Origin of the sequence: Rheinheimera sp., from assembly GCF_037442345.1 — a bacterium.
Classification (GTDB): domain Bacteria; phylum Pseudomonadota; class Gammaproteobacteria; order Enterobacterales; family Alteromonadaceae; genus Pararheinheimera.
This window is the reverse complement of record NZ_JBBIQL010000007.1, coordinates 53,165-73,242: the sequence shown is the minus strand read 5'-3', so window position 1 is coordinate 73,242 and position 20,078 is coordinate 53,165. Positions and strand designations below refer to the sequence as shown.

General features: G+C 53.3%; 15 protein-coding genes and 1 pseudogene. 4 read left to right on the top strand and 12 right to left on the bottom strand.

Annotation, left to right across the window (positions count from 1 at the left end; genetic code table 11):
• The first annotated feature begins 17 nt into the window (after window positions 1-17).
• Window positions 18-374, top strand: coding sequence for a hypothetical protein (locus WKJ04_RS05555; protein ID WP_337879503.1), 357 nt, complete (start codon window positions 18-20; stop codon window positions 372-374).
• Between the two features lie 50 nt (window positions 375-424).
• On the opposite strand, the gene WKJ04_RS05550 is transcribed toward WKJ04_RS05555, so the two are convergent.
• Complete coding sequence (locus WKJ04_RS05550) at window positions 425-1,753, bottom strand: sigma-54 dependent transcriptional regulator (RefSeq protein ID WP_337879502.1); 1,329 nt, start codon at window positions 1,751-1,753, stop codon at window positions 425-427.
• Window positions 1,754-1,945: 192 nt separating this feature from the next.
• Here WKJ04_RS05550 and WKJ04_RS05545 point away from each other — a divergent pair, with 192 nt between their 5' ends.
• Entirely contained in the window at window positions 1,946-2,383 is a 438-nt protein-coding gene (locus WKJ04_RS05545) for a hypothetical protein (RefSeq protein WP_337879501.1), read from the top strand.
• Between the two features lie 146 nt (window positions 2,384-2,529).
• Window positions 2,530-3,078 carry a BON domain-containing protein gene (locus WKJ04_RS05540; protein ID WP_337879500.1) on the top strand — a complete coding sequence of 183 codons (549 nt, stop codon included), beginning with the start codon at window positions 2,530-2,532 and terminating at the stop codon, window positions 3,076-3,078.
• Between the two features lie 72 nt (window positions 3,079-3,150).
• Here WKJ04_RS05540 and WKJ04_RS05535 read toward each other — a convergent pair whose 3' ends face one another.
• From WKJ04_RS05535 to WKJ04_RS05485, 11 genes and pseudogenes are all read right to left on the bottom strand, one after another.
• Window positions 3,151-4,635, bottom strand: coding sequence for a phosphoesterase (locus WKJ04_RS05535; RefSeq protein WP_337879499.1), 1,485 nt, complete (start codon window positions 4,633-4,635; stop codon window positions 3,151-3,153).
• 469 nt (window positions 4,636-5,104) lie between these two features.
• Window positions 5,105-7,807, bottom strand: coding sequence for a TonB-dependent receptor (locus WKJ04_RS05530; protein WP_337879498.1), 2,703 nt, complete (start codon window positions 7,805-7,807; stop codon window positions 5,105-5,107).
• A gap of 235 nt (window positions 7,808-8,042) precedes the next feature.
• Window positions 8,043-8,444 (bottom strand): annotated as a pseudogene (locus WKJ04_RS05525) (FKBP-type peptidyl-prolyl cis-trans isomerase); the annotation flags it as partial.
• A 278-nt stretch (window positions 8,445-8,722) separates the two neighbouring features.
• Window positions 8,723-11,719 carry a TonB-dependent receptor gene (locus tag WKJ04_RS05520; protein ID WP_337879497.1) on the bottom strand — a complete coding sequence of 999 codons (2,997 nt, stop codon included), beginning with the start codon at window positions 11,717-11,719 and terminating at the stop codon, window positions 8,723-8,725.
• A 15-nt stretch (window positions 11,720-11,734) separates the two neighbouring features.
• The gene (locus WKJ04_RS05515; RefSeq protein ID WP_337879496.1) at window positions 11,735-12,694 is read right to left on the bottom strand and encodes a FecR domain-containing protein; all 960 of its coding nucleotides are present in this window, start codon (window positions 12,692-12,694) and stop codon (window positions 11,735-11,737) included.
• A gap of 9 nt (window positions 12,695-12,703) precedes the next feature.
• Window positions 12,704-13,192, bottom strand: a complete 489-nt coding sequence (locus tag WKJ04_RS05510; RefSeq protein ID WP_337879495.1) for a sigma-70 family RNA polymerase sigma factor — start codon at window positions 13,190-13,192, stop codon at window positions 12,704-12,706.
• Window positions 13,193-13,408: 216 nt separating this feature from the next.
• The gene (locus WKJ04_RS05505; RefSeq protein WP_337879494.1) at window positions 13,409-14,392 is read right to left on the bottom strand and encodes a DUF4932 domain-containing protein; all 984 of its coding nucleotides are present in this window, start codon (window positions 14,390-14,392) and stop codon (window positions 13,409-13,411) included.
• A 133-nt stretch (window positions 14,393-14,525) separates the two neighbouring features.
• Window positions 14,526-15,710 (bottom strand): NAD(P)/FAD-dependent oxidoreductase, encoded by a 1,185-nt coding sequence (locus tag WKJ04_RS05500; protein ID WP_337879493.1) that lies wholly within the window; start codon window positions 15,708-15,710, stop codon window positions 14,526-14,528.
• An 11-nt stretch (window positions 15,711-15,721) separates the two neighbouring features.
• Window positions 15,722-17,773 carry a lipid IV(A) 3-deoxy-D-manno-octulosonic acid transferase gene (gene waaA, locus WKJ04_RS05495; protein ID WP_337879492.1) on the bottom strand — a complete coding sequence of 684 codons (2,052 nt, stop codon included), beginning with the start codon at window positions 17,771-17,773 and terminating at the stop codon, window positions 15,722-15,724.
• Window positions 17,770-18,552: a glycosyltransferase family 2 protein gene (locus tag WKJ04_RS05490; protein ID WP_337879491.1), complete on the bottom strand. Its 783-nt coding sequence runs from the start codon at window positions 18,550-18,552 to the stop codon at window positions 17,770-17,772. Before WKJ04_RS05490 ends, waaA begins: the two co-directional genes overlap by 4 nt.
• Entirely contained in the window at window positions 18,539-19,327 is a 789-nt protein-coding gene (locus WKJ04_RS05485; RefSeq protein ID WP_337879490.1) for a glycosyltransferase family 25 protein, read from the bottom strand. Before WKJ04_RS05485 ends, WKJ04_RS05490 begins: the two co-directional genes overlap by 14 nt.
• A gap of 163 nt (window positions 19,328-19,490) precedes the next feature.
• Between WKJ04_RS05485 and WKJ04_RS05480 the strand changes: the two genes are divergently transcribed.
• Window positions 19,491-20,078 (top strand): SIS domain-containing protein, encoded by a 588-nt coding sequence (locus WKJ04_RS05480; protein WP_337879489.1) that lies wholly within the window; start codon window positions 19,491-19,493, stop codon window positions 20,076-20,078.

Genomic DNA, 20,078 nt, shown 5'->3' with positions numbered 1-20,078 from the left:
ACGAAGAGGACCAGAAGATGATGAAAGCAAAGAAGCACTTGCCATTCGTATTAGCCGCTACATTGGCCACCTTGGTTGCAGCCTGCAGTGATGACAGTGCCAAACAAGCCGAAGAAAAAGCAGAAGAACTGAAAACGCAACTGGCAGAAAAAGCCGAGCAGGCTGAAGACAAGGCCGCAGAGCTCAAAGCAGACCTGACAGAAAAAGCGGAACAGGCCAGTGATGCCGCCGCTGAGCTGAAAGATGACCTGGTGGAAAAAGCCGAAGACGCTGGCGACAAAGCGGAAGAAACAGTGGAAGCGGCAGCACAGAAGCTGGAAGAAGCCTGTGAAGACCTGAAAGAGAAAGCCGACAGCAAAGATAAAAATTGCTGATAAGTGGCTGGTTACACCAAGGGCAGCTCAGGCTGCCCTTTTGTTTGCAGTTAACTGGCCTGCTGGTACTTTTCCAGTTTGTTGTACAAGGTTTTAATGCTGATCCCCAGTTGTTCTGCGGTGTCGGTTTTATTGCCCAAATTGCGCTCCAGCGCCGCCAGAATGGCGGCTTTTTCCAGTTGCTCCAGCGGCATTACCGGCACGCCGGGCGCGCTGGCCACAGAAACTGCAGCCGGAAACAGGTGCTCAGTATCCAGCTCGTTGTCGGCCAGAATAAAAGCACGCTCAATCGCATGTTTCAGCTCCCGTACATTGCCCGGCCAGTCGTGTTGTAAAATAGCCTGCTCAGCGGCGGCTGACAGCCGTTTCTGTTGCTGCTCTCTGCTATTGCAATAGGCCAGAAAATGCCTGGCCAGGCCAGTAATATCACCCTGGCGCTGCCTGAGTGGCGGCACATGCAACGGAAATTGCGCCAATCGGAAATACAAATCTTCCCTGAGCAGGCCATCGGCAATAGCCTGTTGTGGATCTCTGTTGGTCGCCGCCACCACCCGCACCTGGGCCGGCCCGGCTTGGCTGCTGCCAACAGGCCGGTATTCGCCGGTCTCCAGCACCCGCAGCAGTTTCACCTGCTGTTCCAGCGGCATTTCCGTCACTTCATCAAGAAACAAGGTGCCATTTTGGGCTTGGGCGAAAACCCCCTGATGATCCCGCAAGGCCCCAGTGAAGGCGCCTTTGACATGACCAAATAACTCACTGTCGACCAGTTCGGGGCTCAGCGCACCGCAGTTAATCGCCACAAAGGGCTGATCCGCCCTGCGGCTGGCCAGATGCAAGGTATTGGCCACCAGCTCTTTGCCAGCCCCACTTTCACCAATAATCAGCACGTTACTTTGGCTTTGCGCCACTTTACGCAAGGTGCGGTACAGCTGCAGCATCACCGCCGACGAGCCCACCAACAAACCGAATTGATCCAGTTCGCTGCACAACGGCTTTCGTTTCACCGCTGCAGTGCTGAACTGTTGTTTAAAGTCCTGCAGCAGATCCAGCAATACGGGTAAATCCAGAGGGTGACGAAGATGGTAACAGGCGCCTTTGCGCATCAGTTGGTCCAGTGCCGGGTCTGGAGCCCCCTGGCTGATAAAAATAAACTCTGTGCTGCTGAGTAGCCCGCTTTGGGGCAACAACCGGTATTGCCCGGCTTCCGACTGATGGTATTCAATCAGCGCCAGATCACAGGCGCTGGCCTGCAGCTGATCAACCCAAGGCAGGCTCTTGTCACTTTGACAGAGCACAAAAGCACGGGCTCGCTCAGAGCACAACAATTGCTGCTGTAACTCCGCATTATGCAGATGCAAAAACAAACGGGCCTGGTTCATTGCAACACCTCTTTGTTTGGTTCCAGCCAGCGGTGCTGGCTGTAAATTTAACAGGGTGCCCGGTAAGACTTACCGGTAAAACAACGGCTTAGAACCGGAGCCAGGCGTAAAAGTACAACTAAATCATTAGATTACATTCTGGTACATGAATTGATAATGAACTGCTGATCCTCAGGTAACAGGAGTGTCGAGATGCAGTCTCAATTAACCTACACCAGCCCGGCTGAACGTCCCCACCACTTGCCCGCTTTACAGCAGCTGCTGAATGCAGCCGAACATTATTTCCGGCATCAGGCCAGACACAACCAAAGCAGCAACCTGCGCCGCCAGCTCACCCTGCTGCAGCAGTTACATCAGCATACGGTGTTGTTGCTGCCTGCGGCACCAGAGGCTGCCGCCCCCCAGGACAGCCGGATTGTGGCACTGCGGCAGTTTTATCTGGCTACAGAGCAGGAAATCAATAGTCCGGCAGCACTGGCACAACTGAGGCTACAACTGAACAAGCAGTTGCAGTGGCAAAAAAAGCTGTTACGAAGCCAGCAGCTGGGCCCTTGTCATACCGTGCTGCTGCATTTTACCGCCAGCCTGCAAATGGCCGCTGACCAGTTGGCGTTGCGTCTGCATCACTGAAACTTTTACCTGCAGCACAGGGAAAATTTACAGACAAAAAATTAACAGAAAACAAATCAGCCAATTAAATCATTAAAATTCAACAACTTAAATATTGGCATTGTTCTGGCACTAGCGACAGGGTCTCACTACAAAGGAGCGACATGATGAAAACCACTCAATTAACTCTGATGAGCCTGGCTTTGGTTTCAGCGTCTGCTTTGGCTGCCAATACCTGGGAAGATAAAGCCAAAGACGCCTGGATTGATGGTAAAGCGGAAACCACTTTATTGCTGAACGGCAACCTGAACTCCTTTACCATCAATACAGACGTGAAGGACGGCAAAGTGACCTTAACAGGTGAAGTAGAAAATGCGGTCGACAAAGCCCTGGCAGCTGAACTGATTGAAGGTCTGGATGGTGTGACCGAAGTGGAAAATCTGCTGGCGGTTAAGCCTGGCCAGCCGAAAAACCAGCAGAATCAAACGACGGGCAGTGCGTTAACAGACGCCAAAATTGCCACAGTGGTGAAAACCAGCCTGCTGTTTGAAGCCGAAACCAGCGGCACCACCATTGATGTCGATGTGAAAAACAGCGTGGTGACGCTGAGCGGTGAAGTGAAATCTGAAGCGGAACGCGACCTGGCGGTGGCCAAGGCGAAAAACACCAAAGACGTGACAGATGTAGTGGATAACCTGACCGTCGTCAAAGGCTGATTCTGCCTTTACGGACAAGAGCCGGCTACCCGCCGGCTCTTTTGGCATATTCAGCAGCCTGACAAGCAGCCGCTAATTTTTGGCAGCCGTCACGTGAATAAATACCGGGTTGCTGTAAAACCATAAATCAGACCAGGGGTTTTCGCCTTTGGCATCGGCTTCCGGTTCCAGTTCCTTTTTGTTGTTGGTGCCACGCAAACGCACATACTGGCTGGTGTTAACTTTACCCAGCGGCAATTCAAACTGGCTGTAACCGTCCTGAATGCGCCAGTCGGCCGGGTAAAAACGCCTGGCAACTTTGGTCTGCGACGCTTCGTCGCTGTTGCGCTCTGCGGCCGGGCCTGCGATCTCCCCCTGAATCACATCCACTCTTTGTACTTCCGGGTTAAAACCGCCGCCGTTGTTGCGGTTGGGGTCACGAAAACGCACGCGCAGCACCAGCTCATCATCAGGTGTGACTGTAAGTGTCTGACCCGCTGAGGCGGTTCTGGCTGAGCCTTTTACTGCCACGTCAACAAAAAGCGCATCGATTAAGTCGCCGGTCGTGACAAACACTTGCCCGGCTTTGAGTGCCGCAAAAATACTGTCGTAGTTTTTATCGGCGTACACATAGGTTTTGGCGTATTGGCCAGGCCAGAAGTCAGCCCAGCCGTCTGTGTAATGGCCATGACTGTCGGACACACCTGTCACCCACCAGTGCCGGCCTTCGCTGAGTAAACTATCCCAGACCCCACCTAAACGGGCTGTCATCTGGTCATAGCCGCCCATAGTCGGATAATCCGGGTACTCACCCCGAATCGCATTCAGGTCTGCACTGCCGTCGGGATTTAACGTCGCCGCCTGATGACCTTCAGCGCCTGTCATGCCTATGACCACATCAGGTGCCTTGTCCTGCCAGTCGCGCAGTTGCGCTGGGGTCACTTTATTGTACTGCCGAAAACCACTGGCTAAACGCGCCGGATGATTCACCAAAAGCAGTGGTTTATCCGGCAACTCATTCATGGCTTTTAAGGCTTGCAGCATAAAGGCATCTTCAGCTTTTTCCGGCCCTGGTGGTACACCCTGACGGCCATTGTAGCGGCTTTCGATTTGGTACAGCTGCTCTGCTTCGCTGGGTCTGTGCGGCATAATCAAACTGGCATGGCGACCACCTGGGCTATGGCCCGGCACATCAAACTCCATACCGTAAAACTGTAAAATCTGCGGTAACGCCTTACGGGAAGCCACCAGCTCAGGGTACGCCTGTTCCAGTGCCAGTTTGGCACGGTTTGGACCGCCGTGGTCTGTCACCACCATCCAGCTTAAGCCATAGTGCGAAGCCATTTGGGCATTCAGTGGAATCGAATATTTCGCATCGCCACCTAAAACAGGCGCAGGCGGAAACACCGAGTTATCCCATTTCACGCTGTAATGGGTATGCACATGGTGGTCACCGGCCAGCCAGCTTTTGCCTTGTTCAGTCTTAGCTACCGGCTGAACCTGTTGGCAGGACGCCATCAGCAAAGTCGCGATACCAGCCAGACCAATCTGCTTTTTATTCACTACCAAAGTTGTCACTCACTACACCTTACATCTAAGAAAGGCCACCGTAGAGGCGGGGTTTACCCCGCCCGTTTCGAATTAAAAACAAAACCGCAGCAAGGCCAGCCGTAGGGGCGGGGCTTGCCCCGCCCGTTTCGAATTAAAAACAAAACCGCAGCAAGACCAGCCGTAGGGGCGGGGCTTGCCCCGCCCGTCTCGAATGTAAGCCAAAGCTGCAGCTTCAAGTACGAGGCGTCGCCAAAGTAATTGATGGTGCAGCAAGGCGACAAGCACTTGAGGCCCCAGGAGCATAGTCAACCTATGTGACTGGGGCGAGAGTGCGCAGTCAACAAAGCTGCAGCTTCAAGTACCAAGGCGTCGCCAAAGTAATTGATGGTGCAGCAAGGCGGCAAGCACTTGAGACCCCAGGAGCATAGTCAACCTATGTGACTGGGGCGAAAGAGCGCAGTCAACAAAGCTGCAGCTTCAAGTACGAAGGCGACCGTTAGAACTGTACTGTTACCCCAGCCATATAAGTCCTGCCACTAAAGGTGGTGTTATAGGCTCGGTCGCTGGAGTCACTGTACAACTCATCCCGCACATTGGTCAGGTTGATCGCTTCCAGGTTCAGTTTAATGCTGTCACTTAAGCGATAAAAGGCGGAGAAATCCAGGTTTGTGCTGGCATGGTAGCCCCGCTCATCGTCGTCAATCGAGCCACTTTCCACCGCCGTAATGTAGTCGCTGCGGTAAGTAGCTGCCACGCGGGCGCCCCACTGTTCAGTTTCGTAATACAGCGTGAAGTTGTAGCTTTGTTTGGATAAACCCGGAAAGGCTTTGATTTGATCTTCGCCTGAGTTCTCCACGTTCCGATACAAAGTCTTACCGTCTGCCCAGGTGTAGTTGGCAATGACACCTAAGTGATTAAAAGGCGCTGGCAGGAAATCCAGATCACGCTGCATCGCCAGTTCAAAACCTTTGATGGTGGACGAATCGGAGTTTTGTGGCGACGACACATTAAAAATGTCGTTGACCGTTTTGCCTTTTGGTAATAACTCAGCCGGCAAGCCCAGTTCGCTGTACACAATCTGCTGGGTTTCAGTCACGATAAAGTTATCAATGTCTTTGTAAAACAAGGCCGCCGACAACAGACCTACGTCTTCAAAATACCATTCCAACGCCGTATCCAGGTTGTCCGACTCAAAAGGTTGCAGGTGCGGGTTCCCCACGGAAATCTGGCCTATGTCATTTTCGCCCAAGGAGGTTTGGCTGACATTGGCCGAAAACGCCATAGCGCCTAAGGAAGGACGGGTCATGTTTTTACTCAGGCCAGTACGCCAAATCACATCTTCCGCGAACTCGTAAGCAATATTCAGGCTTGGCAAATAGTCTGAATAATCGCGCACCATTTCGGTTGGAATGCCTTTGGACAAGCCTTTTGAAGTCAGCTCTGTGGTGAAGTAACGCACGCCTATATTGGCACGCAGCGGCATACCGGCCACATCGTATTCAGTGTCGTACACCAGATAAGCCGCCTGAGTTTCTTCGGCTAAATCATAAGCCGAACTTTCCACTGTGTAGGCCTCAGTTAAGGCAAAATCGGTCAGGCCATAAAAGGCCTGCAAGGCGGCCATATCACCTTCCAGCCAGCTGACATCAGGATGGCCGTTAAACAGCTGCACCTGCTCTGCGGTTAAGGTTTTTACACCCTGATTGAGTGGAGTGGCTTTATTGGTGGGGAAATCCTGCGCCACCCGCTCAAAACCAGAGTTGGTGAACTTTTTATAGTTGGCACCAAATTTCAGGCTGGAGCTGTCGGTTAAACCGTAGTCAAAATCCAGTTTGGCGTTGTCAAAGTCGGAGTAAATAAAGTTCGACTGAAAGTACAAATCTTTGACCGTGTAACCCTCCAGAGCGGCCACATCAAAACTGGGCGAATAGCTGTGGCCGTAGAAGGCATCCTGAGTAAAGTCAGTAATAATGTTCACTTTTTTACTGGCTTCAATATTCAGTTTGTTCACACGCGGCTGCTCGTAGTCGGAAGAACTGTGACCGACCATCGCACTCATTTTCAAATTGTCGCTCAGGGTCCAGTCGGCCGTTAAGCTGATTTGATTAAACACCGACTCGTTGTAATCCTGCCGGTGCTCATTGCGCCAGGTGGCATTTTTATAGTCGGCATACACCACTTCTTTGCTGCCGTTGTTGTCGCGCCAGACCAGGCTGTTCACAGTGGAGTTATCTTTGACTGCCATATGATGCTCAGACAGCTGGTTTTCCAGTTTGCCGTGCATCAAATCCAGCACCAGGCTGAAGTCTGTGCTGGGTTTGTACTGCAACGCCGCCGTCACCCCTAAACGGTTTTGATCGTTTTCCCACACCGAATAACGGTGACCACGCGGAAACCATAACTCGCCCGAATTCAGCAGCGCCTGCAATTCAGTATTGCTGGCATCGGCCGCTTTTTTGCCGGTTTCACGGCGCCAGCGGGTGGTGTTGGTGCCGTATTCGTTGGTGGCTCTGTCGCTGTAGGCCACTGACACTAACGCGCCAACATCTGACCAGGTATTGGATATCAAAGCCGCGATACGAGGGTCTGTGCTGTCGGTATTGGTATTAGTACCAAGTTGAGCAGAGACTGCTGCCTGAGCACCATCGTAATCAAAAGGTTTGGCCGTACGTAAATTGACAGTACCGGCAATGCCCCCTTCTTCCTGATCGGCAGAAAAGGATTTTTTCACATCAATCTGGTTAAACAGCTCAGAGGCAAAAATATTAAAGTCAAAAGCACGGGTACGGGACACCCCACCGCGCGCATCCATTGGCGAAGACGAAGTGCCTAACGCTTCCATGCCATTGACCTGCACCCGGGTAAAATCAGGGCCTAAACCACGCAGAGAAATCTGCCGGCCTTCACCGCCTTCACGGGTAATAGTGACACCGGGCACACGTTGCAGTGAGTCGGCCAGGTTCAGATCAGGAAAGTCGGCAATATCTTCCGCCACTATCGAATCCTGCGCGATCATCGCTTCACGCTTTAAGTCTTTGGCTTTGATAATAGAGCTGCGAAAGCCTTTCACTTCAATCACTTCTGTTTCTGCGGCTGTGGTGTCTGCAGCAGCTTGCGCCAGAACGGCAGCGCTGTAAAAAGCCGGCAGTGCAGCCAGCACGGCCAGAGCCAGATGACTCTTGCGAAGATTCGTCTTCATCATTAATCCATTCTTCCTGGTTAGTTAAGCTGATTAAGTCAATCTGCCAGGCGTAAATGCGCGGCAGTCCCCCTAAAGAGCAACCAGCAGGGATTTATGGACAGAAAATTTTATGAAGGTTTTTTTACGCTGATTGGGGTGGAGCCAAATTGCACAGGCCACAACTGAAACAGAACTCTTCTGGCGCCGCAGCTGCGGCCTTGAGAGAAGCGGGTTTCAGGCCCGCCCCACTGAGTTATTGGATCTCAAATAACTCCACATCAAAAATCAGCGTGGAGCCAGGCGGGATTTTGCCTGCGCTGCGGTTGCCGTAGCCCAGATTGGACGGAATATAAAAACGGAATTTATCGCCCGTTTTCATTAACTGCACCCCTTCGGTCCAGCCCGGAATCACGCGGTTCAGTGGGAAAGAAATGGTTTCGCCACGCTCGACCGAGGAGTCGAATACGGTGCCGTCGATCAAGGTGCCGTGGTAATGCACCCGCACTGTGCTGCTGGCGGTTGGATGGCTGTCGCCGCTGCCACTGTGCAACACTTCATACTGCAGGCCTGAAGCTGTGGTTTTGACGCCGTCTTTTTTCGCGTTTTCCGCTAAAAAGGCACTGCCTTTTTCCTGGTTCAGCGCGGCGGCTTTTTGGTTGTGGCTGCTGTTGTAGAAGTAAAAAGCGATACAGGCAATAACGAGGATAATTAACGCAATTTTCATAGTGGGTCCGGTTCTTCACGAAATAAAGGCCATCTTAGGACGCTTGCCGCTTTTGGTCAAAACCTGAAGCCAGAACGCAAAAAGCTGCAGTTCAAATAAAAGAGGCGTCGCCACAGTAATTGGTGTGGCAGCAAGGCCAGCCGGGGCGGGGCTTGCCCCGCCCGTCTCGAATTTAAACCAAAGCTGCAGCTTCAAGTACGAGGCGTAACTTAAAACTCCGCCGTCAGCCCAATCATATAAGTGCGGCCACTGAAAGTTGTGTTGTAGGCTCGGTCACTGGAGTCACTGTAGGATTCATCCCGCAGGTTGGTCAGGTTAATCCCTTCGATATTCAGTTTCAGCTGGTCACTGAGCCGGTAAAAGGCAGAGAAGTCCAGCGTAGTGCTGGCATGGTAACCCCGTTCGTCATCATCGGCCGAGCCGCTTTCCACGGCAGTGATGTAACGGCTGCGGTGCGCTGCCGCGACCCGGGCCCCCCACTGTGCCGATTCGTAATAGAGCGTAACGTTGTAGCTTTGTTTCGATAATCCTGGCAAGGCTTTGATTTCATCTTTGCCTGAGTTCTGCACATTGCGGTACAGGGTTTCTCCGTCCGCCCAGGTGTAATTAGCCATCAGGCCCAACTGGTGAAATGGTGCAGGTAAAAAGTCGAAGTCCCGTTGCAGCGCCAGCTCCACCCCTTTGATGCTGGAGGAACCGGCATTTTGTGGCGATGACAGGTTAAAGATATCGTTGACGGTTTTGCCTTTGGGTAACAATTCAGCGGGCAGGCCCAGTTCGCTGTACCGCACCTGCTGCGTCCCGGTCACAATAAAGTTGTGAATGTCTTTATAAAACAGCGCCACAGACGCCAGCCCACCCCCGGCCAAGTAATATTCCAGCGCCATATCGAGGTTATCCGCCTCAAAAGCATTCAGGTTCGGATTTCCCCGGCTCACCTGCCCATAATCCGCCTCACTCTGCGAGGTCTGGCTGACGGTGGCCGACAAGGACATATCAGTCAGCGAAGGCCGGGTGATATTCTGGCTCAGACCGGCGCGCCAAATCAGATGATCCGTCAGTTCATAGGCCAGGTTCAGGCTTGGCAGGTAATCGGCATAACGCCGCTGCAGGCTGACCAGCTCGCTGGCCGGATACCCTTGTGAGCGCAGCTCTGTGCTGAAATAACGCAGGCCCAGGTCCATCTTCAGCACATTCCCGGCCAGCAGGCCCTGGTAGTGCGGCATCAGATAAAAGGCCTGGGTCTGTTCAGTCAGGTCGTAGGCAGAGTTTTTCATCAGGTGCTGATCCGTCAGCACAAAATGCTGCAAACCGTAAAATGACAAAATGCGGTTTAAGTCCCCCACCAGCCAGCTTTGGTCCGGATGTCCGCTAAACAGCCGCACCCTGTCGGCCGTCAATGTCTTTACGCCCTGATTCTGCGGCGTCGCCACATGGTTCGGAAAGTCCTGCGCCACCCGTTCATACCCTGAGTTGCTGAACTTCTTATAGTTTGCGCCAAAACTCAGGGCCGTCTGGTCGGTCAGCCGGTACCGCAGGTTCAGCTTCGCAGTGTCAAAATCTGAATAAATAAAGTTCGACTGAAAGTACAGATCTTTGACTCTGTAGCCGTCCAGACTGGTCAGATCAAAATCCGGCGAATAGCTGCGGCCGTAAAATGCATCCTGGGTAAAGTCGGTGATGATATTCACAGTTTTACTGGCTTCAATATTCAGCTTCTTCACCCACGGCTGTTCGTAATCGGAAGCGCTGTGCCCCAGCATCCCACTCAGTTGCCAGTCGTCATTCAATCGCCAGTCGGCAGTCAGGCTCAGTTGGTTAAACACCGACTCGTTGTAATCCTGCCGGTTCTCGTTGCGCCAGCTGGCATTCTGGTAGTCGGCATAGACCACTTCTTTGTCGCCCGTGTGATGACCAGAGCTGTCGCGCCACACCAGGCTGTTGACGGTTGTGTTGTCTTTGACCGCCATATGGTGTTCCGACAGTTCGTTCTTCAGCGTGCCATGCATCAGGTCCAGCACCAGGCTGAAGTCATCGCCGGGTTTGTAGTGCAGTGCTGCGGTTATCCCCAACCTGTTTTGGTCATTCTCCCAGACTGAATAGCGGTGGCCGCGCGGGAACCACAGTTCGCCTGAATCCAGCAGCGCCTGCAATGCCGTGTCGCCTGCATCAGCGGCTTTTTTGCCGGTTTCGCGACGCCAGCGTGTGGTATTGCTGCCGTATTCTTTGGTGGCTCTGTTGCTGTATGCCACCGACAGCAAAGCGCCCAAATCCGCCCAGCTGTCTGACAACAGCAGAGCCAGCCGTGGATCCGTGCTGTGGGTCGCGCTGTTGCTGCCAAGCTGAGCCGACACCACAGCCCTGGGCCCCTGATAGTCAAAAGGCCGCGCGGTGCGTAAGTTCACTGTACCGGCAATGCCACCTTCGTCCTGCCTGGCCGAATACGATTTCGTCACGTCAATCTGCTGGAACAGCTCGGACGCAAAAATATTAAAGTCAAAGGCGCGCGAGCGTGACACCGCGCCACGCGAATCCATAGGCGAAGACGAGGTGCCCAGCACTTCCATGCCATTCAGCTGCACCCTGGTGAAATCAGGCCCCAACCCCCGTAAAGAAATCTGCCGGCCTTCACCGGCTTCCCGGCTAATGCTGACCCCAGGCACCCGCTGTAATGAGTCCGCCAGGTTCAAATCCGGAAAATCCGCTATGTCTTTTGCAACCAGTGAGTCCTGTACCCCCAGAGCCTGGCGCTTTAACACCAGCCGCTCTGGCCATAACAGGGGGTCGGTGCTGGCGTCGGACAGATGACCGCTGCCACGGATGGCAATTACCTCCACCTCAGGTTTTGTGGTGCTGACTGTGGTTGTCGGTGCGGCAGCTTCTGGTACCTTAGGTGTTGGTCTGGCTTTGATCAGCCAGCCCTGAGCCCTGGGTACCGCCTGCAGCGGCTGTTCGCGCAACAGCTCAGCCAGTAGCTGCTCCGGCAGAAAACGGCCCTGAATGGCCGGGGCCTGCAAGCCTGACACTAAGACAGGGTCAAACAACAGTGGTTGGTTCACCTGACGGGCAAACTGCAATAAAGCGGCCCCAAGCGGCTGAGCGGGTAAATCAAAGTCCTGTGGCCGGGCTGGACTGGCTGGTTCTGCCAGCACACTCAGGCTCACAGCGGCTGTGAATGCAAGCCAGGGATGGATCAGCCTGAACATCCGCTTCATCTGACGTCAGGGTGAGCGCACCAGCCGCACACCCTGAGCAGACCTTTCCAGTTGCAAATCATAGGTTTGCTGTAAGGCTTGCAGGGTCTGGCTGATGTTGGCCAGCTCAAAACGGCCGGCTACCCGTAGCTGCCTCAGCTCCGGTGCAGCGCTGATTTCTGTGTTGCCCGAACGGTTCAGCCGGTGCAGCAGGTAGGCCAATGACTCGTTTTCAATTTCAATCCAGCCAGAACGCCAGTCCACCAGCTGCTGCAGGTCCACTTTGCGCACCTCTGACAACTGCTGGTTACTGATGCGCACCTGCTCACCTGCTTTGAGCAACAAATTAGGGCCGGCCGCACTGGCCTGCACCTGCACTGCACCTTCATACACAGTGATGTCGATTAAATCCGGGTCCTGATCGATATTAAATTCGGTGCCAACAGCCACCACACTGGCCTGCCCAAGCCGCACTTCAAAAGGCCGTTGTTTGTCTTTTTCCACCGAAAAATAAGCCGCGCCCAACCCCTGCACCACCTGACGCCTGGCGGAGCTGAAATTGACGGTCAGCTGGGTGTCGGGGGCCATCTCCAGCACAGAACCATCCGCCAGCTGCTGCTGAGCACTTTCGGCTTTGGCGGTATGCAGCTCATAAGGTGTGACGGCCGGTTGCCGGGCCAGGCTCCAATAACCACCGGCCAGCAGCACCATAGCAAAAGTGGCCGCAGTGGCCAGGCCGAACTGTGGCCAGGCCCTGCGCAGGCGGCCCGGACTGCGGGACTGGTAACGGGCCAACACCTGGTTTAAGGCCGGGTCGTTCCAGGTTTCTACCATCGCAATCAGTACAGTTCTGTGTTTAGGATCTGCGCCCAGCCAATGGCTGAAACGTCTTTTGCTCAGGCTGTCCAGTTCACCCGCTGAGAGTTTTTCCAGCCAAGCGGCGGCCTGCTCATAGACGTCCTGCTCTGTTCGTTGGTAATCAGTCAAGTCTGCTACTCATCTGCGGTGTTGATCAATCAGGCGCTGGATATCTGCCAGTGCCCTGCTGACATGTTTCGACACTGCATCATCACTAATCTGCATCAATCTGGCAATTTCGCTGCGGCTTTTGCCTTCCATCCGGTACCACACAAAAGCCTGCCGCCGCTGTGAAGGCATTTGTTGCAGCGCCTGTTCCAGCAAAGCCAGTGTTTGTTGGGAGCTGACCTGCTCCTCCGGGTTGGCGCTCTGGCAGATCAGTTCATCGACAGATTCTGCCGCCGTGGTTTTCAGCCGCATCAGCATATGGCGGGCCACGGTAAAAGCATAAGCCAGCGGATTTTGAATAGGCCGCTGCCGCGCCTGCTCCAACACCCTGGTAATGGATTCCTGAAAAATATCGGCAGCATCGGCCCTGCTGGCATGCCGCTCCAGATAACGCGCCAAAGACCCGGAGTTCTCCAACTCCTGGTTCAGCTGAGGCTCCGGCTTTTCTGCAGTAGACATAAAGGCTCTGATTTTCCAGTGTTCGCCATACCTTAGCTGAGGCGTATGACAATAGTTTTACAATCAACCCTGCCTTTTAGGAGACAACTTAAAATAGCGGCAAGCCACCACAGCTGCTGTAAGATGGCAGACCGTAAGGCCAGAAGCTCTGTCTGACCTGATACACACTTCCAGACAACAGCGGTCAGGATCAGAACAGGTCCAGGCAGGAACAAATCAGTGGCAACTGAACAGCTTCTTTGTCTGCGTAAACATCAGATGTATATCATTTTCACGTTCAAACATGGCGGCTAGCTGACGCAAATCTTTATAACCCGAATTTTGCTCTCTCTTCGCCACTTCAACCATAAAAGCAGGTTCGAGTTGTTTAAGAACATTCAACACTATTGCTCTGACCATATGCTCAGTCACAATAGTTTTCACCTCAATGTATCCATTCTTTTTCATAGTTTGCCTGAACAGCTCAGTTGAAAAGCCCTGGCAATCTGTTACATCGGACGAATAAACAGTCTGGTCGACAACCCCATGAGACAGCTCATGTGCAACCAGCTCAATAATGCGTCCCTGAGGACCAAAATCTACCTTATTCCCACTAGTGGAGGTTGGTCCTATCAACGAATAGGCCACATCACCGACTTTGATAAAGAACCCCCCGTCATGCAGAAGCGGATGTAAAAGCACTGTTACATCCTGTGGAAACCGGTTGAATTTTGTTCTTAAAGCCGCTTTAGTTTTTTTAATTAAAGAGGCATGAAGTGCATGGTCGATGTCAAAATTACCAGGTAAAACAACCAACTGATTGATAAGCCCATGACTTAGTTCATCCGACAAAGACGATACAAAATCAGCAAACAACTTTTCTTTATCAGCCGGGAGCCGGACTTCTGAGGCGGGTACTGAAGCTATTTGGTTCAGCTCACAGTTCAATGAAAGGAAGTATGCTGGTAATGTGCTGAATTTAAATCCATTTCCAGTGAGGCCACGAAATTTATCCAATGTTTTTGCGTCAAATTTTACAGTCTTGTATTTGGCTTTGAGTGGTATATCGTATTGATTGTTAAGAAAATATCCGGTTTGCAACTGCAACGCGAACAGTAAATCTAATCGCAAGTCACTTTGACCTGCTTGGTCACCCTGACAAAGTGGATTGGAAAATACAGAAAAGCTGAATAACAGAAAAATAACGCTGATTACTTTCAAAAGGTCACCCTAACGTTTTCCCGGCTCAGCTCACTACAATAAACAACTGAGTACAAAAAACAAACACCTTTAGAGTGAATCACTTACTGCACTGGCCAACTAAATATACTGGTGAAACACCTCCCAGATAAAACTAACAATACTGCCCGGCCACCCAACCTGAGGCCCAGGCCCACTGGAAGTTGTAGCCGCCGAGCCAGCCGGTGACGTCTACGACTTCGCCGATAAAATACAGGCCAGCTTGTTTTTTTGCTTCCATGGTTTTGGACGATAACTCGTTGGTGTCAACGCCGCCTAAGGTCACTTCGGCGGTGCGGTAGCCTTCGGTGCCGTTGGGTTTAAACACGTAATGGGTCAGGCTGTCGGCCAGCTTTTGCAGCGCTTTGCCCTGCAGGGCTTTGATTGGCTGATTGTGAAAAACTTTCAGTTCCAGCAGCTTTTCCACCAGCCGTTTTGGCAACAGGCGTGACAAGATGGTTTTTAATTCCTGCTCCGGATGCTTTTGTTGCTGCTCCAGCAAAAAGGCGTGCAGGTCCTGTTGCGGTGCCAGGTTAATAATCAGGTCATCACCGGGTTGCCAGAAACTGGAAATTTGCAGAATAGCCGGGCCACTTAAACCGCGGTGGGTAAACAACATATCTTCCGGAAACACCACCCCGTTGGCTTCAGCGGTCACCGGCAGCGACACGCCGCTGATTTCTTCAAACACCGCCTTATCGGCCGGTTGCCAGGTCAGTGGCACTAAACCGGCACGCACCGGCCATACCTTCAGGCCAAACTGTTCCGCCAGCTGAAAACCAAAAGCGGTGGCGCCTAAATTGGGCAGGCTCAGGCCGCCGGTCGCCACCACCAGGCTCTGACAGCGGCGCGACACTGCGGCTGTGTCCAGCTGATAACCCCCCTCGTCCAACGCCTTCACGGCGATGATCTCCTGCTGCAAGGCTATCTGCACCCCGGCTTTGTCACACTCCTGCTGCAGCATATCAACAATGTCTTTGGCGCTGTCATCACAAAACAGCTGGCCCAGGGTTTTCTCGTGGTAGGCAATGCCGTACTGCTGCACCAGCGCAATAAAATCCCATTGGGTGTAACGGCTGAGCGCCGATTTACAAAAATGCGGGTTATTGGACAGGTAATTGGCCGGGCTGGCGTAGATATTGGTGAAGTTACAACGGCCGCCGCCGGACATCAGGATTTTGCGGCCTATGCGTTTGCCGTTGTCCAGCACCAGGGTTTTACGGCCACGTTTCGCCGCTTCAATGGCACAAAATAAACCGGCCGCACCTGCGCCCAGCACAATCACATCAAATTCCTGCACCACTGTCTGCCTTAATCTTGGTTTGAAGAGCCATGCTCTGTCGGGTGTTGCGTTAACTCATAGCCCAACATCAGGGCCTGGAAATCGGTTTCCTGCCAGTGAAACTGCGGCAGTTGCTGCTGTTCTTTGCGTAAACTGCGCAGCAGACGCGCCAGAGTCGCAGCTTTCCAGTGCTGACCGCCACGCTGAGCGCATTTATCAAAATCAATCAGGTAAAAACGGCCGTCGGCCAGCAGAATATTGTGGCAATTTAAATCCGAATGCCAGATTTGCTCTGTGTGAAAGGCCCGGATCATGGCGCCAACCTGCTGCCACTCTGCTGTGCTTAACGCGCGCTGCTGCAGCAACTGGCTTAAATCCACAGCCCCTTCAATACGTTGCAGCAAGATATCGGCGCTGTAGCCCAAACCACGGCGCTGAAATAAGGCCAAGCCGGGCAAAGGCACAGGCAAACCAGCCTGATGCATCTGGCGCAATAAACGAAACTCTGCCATGGCCCGGCTTTGTGCTACAGGCACAGGCCAGAACCAGTCTTTGTTCAGTTTACCGACCAGCCCACCACGGTAGTAATGCCGCAGCACCCATTCTGTGCCAGCCGCTTTGACAAACCAGACGGTATGGCGCCCCTTGCTGCTGCCCACCACCGCCTGCTGTTGTTGCCAGAATTGTGGCCTTAAACAGTCCGCGGAAATTTGCGCCGGTTTTCCTGAAAATCCGGCGGTTGAAAGTTCGGAGGAAAAACCAGTATCAGCCCATAACACCGATGAACTTTTTTCTTCAGATACAAAATCTTGCAGCGCCAGCAATTGCTGAGTGCGCAGTAACAACCGGGCAACAGCTCCCTGCTGCTGGCAGAACAATTGATAACCGGCCTGTCCCAGCTGTTCAGCCAGCCCTGGCTGCTGTTGCCATTGCATTAACGCAGTGGAAATGGCGCTGGCATCGGCAGCAAATTGCACCGCCTGTTGTTTTTTCAGGGCACTGAACAGCACGGCAAAGTTAAACACATAAGGACCGCTCAGCACAGGTTTGGCGAAGGCCATCGCTTCCAGTGGGTTGTGCCCCCCACGCTCAATCAGGCTGCCGCCGATAAAAACCCAGTCGGCCAGCTGGTACCAGCTTAAAAGTTCGCCCATGGAATCCGCCAGCCAGACCGTGGTGTCGGCCTGTGGCCACTGCTGCAGGCTGCGACGGCAATACCTCAGCCCCGCCTGTTCAATCAGAGTGGCGACGCTGTCAAACCGCTCTTTATGCCGCGGCACCAGCACCAGCAAAAGTTCAGGGATCTGCGCTTTTAGCTCTCGACAGGCCTGCAGCAGCACTTCATCTTCGCCGGCATGGGTACTGGCCGCCACCCAAACTTTCCGGCCTGCAAGCTGTGGTTTCAGTTGTGCCGCCAATGCGGTGCTGTGCGGCGGGATCTGCAGGTCAAACTTAATATTGCCGGCGTTTTCTACCCGGGCCGCCCCCAGCGCTTTAAAGCGCCGGGCACTGTTTCTGTCCTGTGTCTGAACCAGACTTATCCGCGCCAGCAAACCCGCCGTCAGCCAGTAGAAACGGCGGTAACCTTTGGCCGAACGGGCCGACAGGCGGGCATTCACCAGTTGCACCGGAATGCCCAGCTCAAAACAGGCCTGTAACAAGTTCGGCCACAGCTCAGTTTCCATCACCATCACCAGCCTGGGCGACAGCGCTTTCAGCCAGCGCTTGGTCAGCCAGGGGTAATCAAAGGGCAAGTAGGCATGCTGCAGCTGACCAGGCGCAAAGGACTGAATGGCTTCTGAGGCTGTGGGGGTCGTACAGCTGACCAGCAGCGGCAGCTTTAAGCTGGCAAGTAATTGGTTCACCAGCGGTTTGGCGGCATTAAACTCACCCACTGATACGGTATGCAGCAACACGCCGCCTTTTGCCGCGCCCGCAGGCACCACCAAACCAAAACGCTCGGCAAAACGACGGCGATAGGCCGGGTCTTTGCGTGAGCGCAGCAGCAAATACAGCAGCAACAGCGGCGTCAGCAGCACCACCAGCAGGTTATAGAGCCAGCGCAGCAGCGCAAATCTCATGCTTTGGCCTTATGTGCTTTGGCTTCTGCCACCAGGGTAGTCAGCGCAGCGTATTTATGAAAGGCATACTGCGCCAACACAATGGCCATCAGCAAACCGCGCCAGCCATCCAGAAAACCACCGCGCAGCAGGTACTGCTGGATAAAATCGGTAAAAAAGCGCAACACCGCAAACCCCAGGTTAGCGCTTTTGCCACGGGCAAATTTGTCTTGTGCCCCTAACCAGGCGTACTTCAGGTGTTTTTCCTGGCAATGCAGATAGCTGCGCCAGCTGTGATGAATAATGGCGCCTTTCAGCACCCGGATAGTCTCATAAGGTAACAACAGAGTTTCATGCACCTGCCGGTCTTTAAAAGCGGCACCGGTTTTCAGAAAAAGTTTGCCTTGTGGTGTGGAATAACGGCCACGTTTGAGCAGCTTGCCAAAGAAGTAAGTGTGCCAGGGCATTTTAATAAAGTTGGCTTTTAGGTCGGGTTCCGACAACACGGCATCAATTTCGGCTTTCAACGGCTCGGTAATAATTTCGTCGGCATCAATACTCAGCACCCAGTCGTGCTCGCAATACGCCAGAGCACGGTTGCGCTGTGGGCCAAAGCCAGGCCAGTCGGTTTGGTAGACGGTATCGGCGTACTGCCGGGCTATCTCTAAGGTACGGTCTTTACTGCCGGAGTCCAGCACGATCAACTGGTCGACCCAGCCTTTTAGCGGCTTCAGACAAGCCTCAATGCGGTCTTCTTCGTTGCAACAAATCACAAAACAGGAAATTTTACGCCGCGCCATGGTCAGCCTCCTGCTCAGGCTGCAGCCGAACCTGCTGCACATCACCGGATTTATGGTGTTTGCGAATTTGCGCCAGCTGCCAGCGGTATTTCAGGTTGCGGAAAAACGAGGTACCGCCCTTCCGGCTGCCTCCACTCATTTTGTCGATTTCGCTGTCAAAACGGCTGGCCGACCATAAGCGGTACGGCAGAATGGAATAGACACTCAGGTTCAGCTCTGGGTAAAACTGCAGGTCCACATCGACCGGGCGGAAAAACTTCGGTCGGCTCAGCAGTTTTTTCGCACCACTTAAGGTCAGTGCGTACCCTGTGGTGCAGTTGGGTACTTTGGCAAAGTTCACCAGCTGGTAGCCGTCACCAATGTCCAGTTTATCGTCGCCTTCACCACCGCGGTCATCCGCCAGTTTAATCATATCCCAGTTCCGTAACTGGCTGATTTTTTTCAGCAAAGCAGGAAACTCCGGTTCCAGATCTATGTCATCTTCCAGAATAAAGGCCAGCTCAATATTCTCGTCAGCCATTCGTTGCCACAAAGTACGGTGGCTTAAATAGCAACCAATTTCACCGGGCGACAAAGGGCGGCGGAATTTTTGCTGGTTTAGCGCCACGTCGTAGCAGGCTGCCACGTCAGCGGCAGACAGCTGTTTGCCATACACAGCGCTGAAACGTTCAGCAGTTAAACCGAGTTTCGCCAGTTGGGCTGTAGCCGACTGATAACGCTCCGGGTTGGAATCTAAGTTAATAAGCCAAATCGGCGCCTGTGGCTGTGTGCTCATGAATTGCCTTTGCTGAACGTCCCAAATGACGCAGGATCTTACCCCACATCAGCGGAGGAGCAAAAATCTTTCCTGTCCGGAACTGAGGCGGCGGCTGAAAAAGTGCTTTAGTGCCGGTAAATATCCGTTAAAATGCAAACAATTCCGTCAGCAAGAGACTGTTATGTCAGAGTTTAAACAGAGTTTTATCGCCAGTTTACAACGTCACCGTGATGCGTTCGCGACCGTAGAACAGTATGCCGACCAGGCCTTACAGCTGCTGGCCGCCGTGCAGGATTGTCTGGCGGCTGGCGGCAAAGTGGTCTGGATGGGCAACGGTGGCAGTGCGGCTGACAGCCAGCATTTAGCCGCTGAGTTTATGGTGCGCTACAAAGCGGAACGTGGCCCGCTGGCGTCCATTGCACTGACGACCGACACCTCTATTCTGACCGCGCACGCCAATGACTACCACTTCGATACGGTATTTGAACGCCAGGTGCGTGGCATCGTAAGGCCTCAGGATGTGGTGATCGGCCTGACCACCTCCGGCAAAAGCCCGAACATTAATCTGGCCCTGAAAGCAGCCAATGAACTGGGGGCCTTTACCGTTGCCCTGACTGGCCGTGACGGTGGTCTGGTGAAAGACATTGCCAAACTGCCAATTATTGTGAAAAGCGACGAAACAGCGCGCATTCAGGAAGTGCATATGTTTATCGGCCACTGGCTCTGTGAAGCGCTGGATATTGCCATTTTGGCTGAACAAGGCGCTTAA

Coding starts and splice junctions, on each gene's coding strand:
- WKJ04_RS05555 (WP_337879503.1), top strand. CDS start 18: ATGATGAAAGCAAAGAAGCACTTGCCATTCGTATTAGCCGCTACATTG.
- WKJ04_RS05550 (WP_337879502.1), bottom strand. CDS start 1,753: ATGAACCAGGCCCGTTTGTTTTTGCATCTGCATAATGCGGAGTTACAG.
- WKJ04_RS05545 (WP_337879501.1), top strand. CDS start 1,946: ATGCAGTCTCAATTAACCTACACCAGCCCGGCTGAACGTCCCCACCAC.
- WKJ04_RS05540 (WP_337879500.1), top strand. CDS start 2,530: ATGAAAACCACTCAATTAACTCTGATGAGCCTGGCTTTGGTTTCAGCG.
- WKJ04_RS05530 (WP_337879498.1), bottom strand. CDS start 7,807: ATGAAGACGAATCTTCGCAAGAGTCATCTGGCTCTGGCCGTGCTGGCT.
- WKJ04_RS05520 (WP_337879497.1), bottom strand. CDS start 11,719: ATGTTCAGGCTGATCCATCCCTGGCTTGCATTCACAGCCGCTGTGAGC.
- WKJ04_RS05510 (WP_337879495.1), bottom strand. CDS start 13,192: ATGTCTACTGCAGAAAAGCCGGAGCCTCAGCTGAACCAGGAGTTGGAG.
- waaA (WP_337879492.1), bottom strand. CDS start 17,773: ATGAGATTTGCGCTGCTGCGCTGGCTCTATAACCTGCTGGTGGTGCTG.
- WKJ04_RS05490 (WP_337879491.1), bottom strand. CDS start 18,552: ATGGCGCGGCGTAAAATTTCCTGTTTTGTGATTTGTTGCAACGAAGAA.
- WKJ04_RS05485 (WP_337879490.1), bottom strand. CDS start 19,327: ATGAGCACACAGCCACAGGCGCCGATTTGGCTTATTAACTTAGATTCC.
- WKJ04_RS05480 (WP_337879489.1), top strand. CDS start 19,491: ATGTCAGAGTTTAAACAGAGTTTTATCGCCAGTTTACAACGTCACCGT.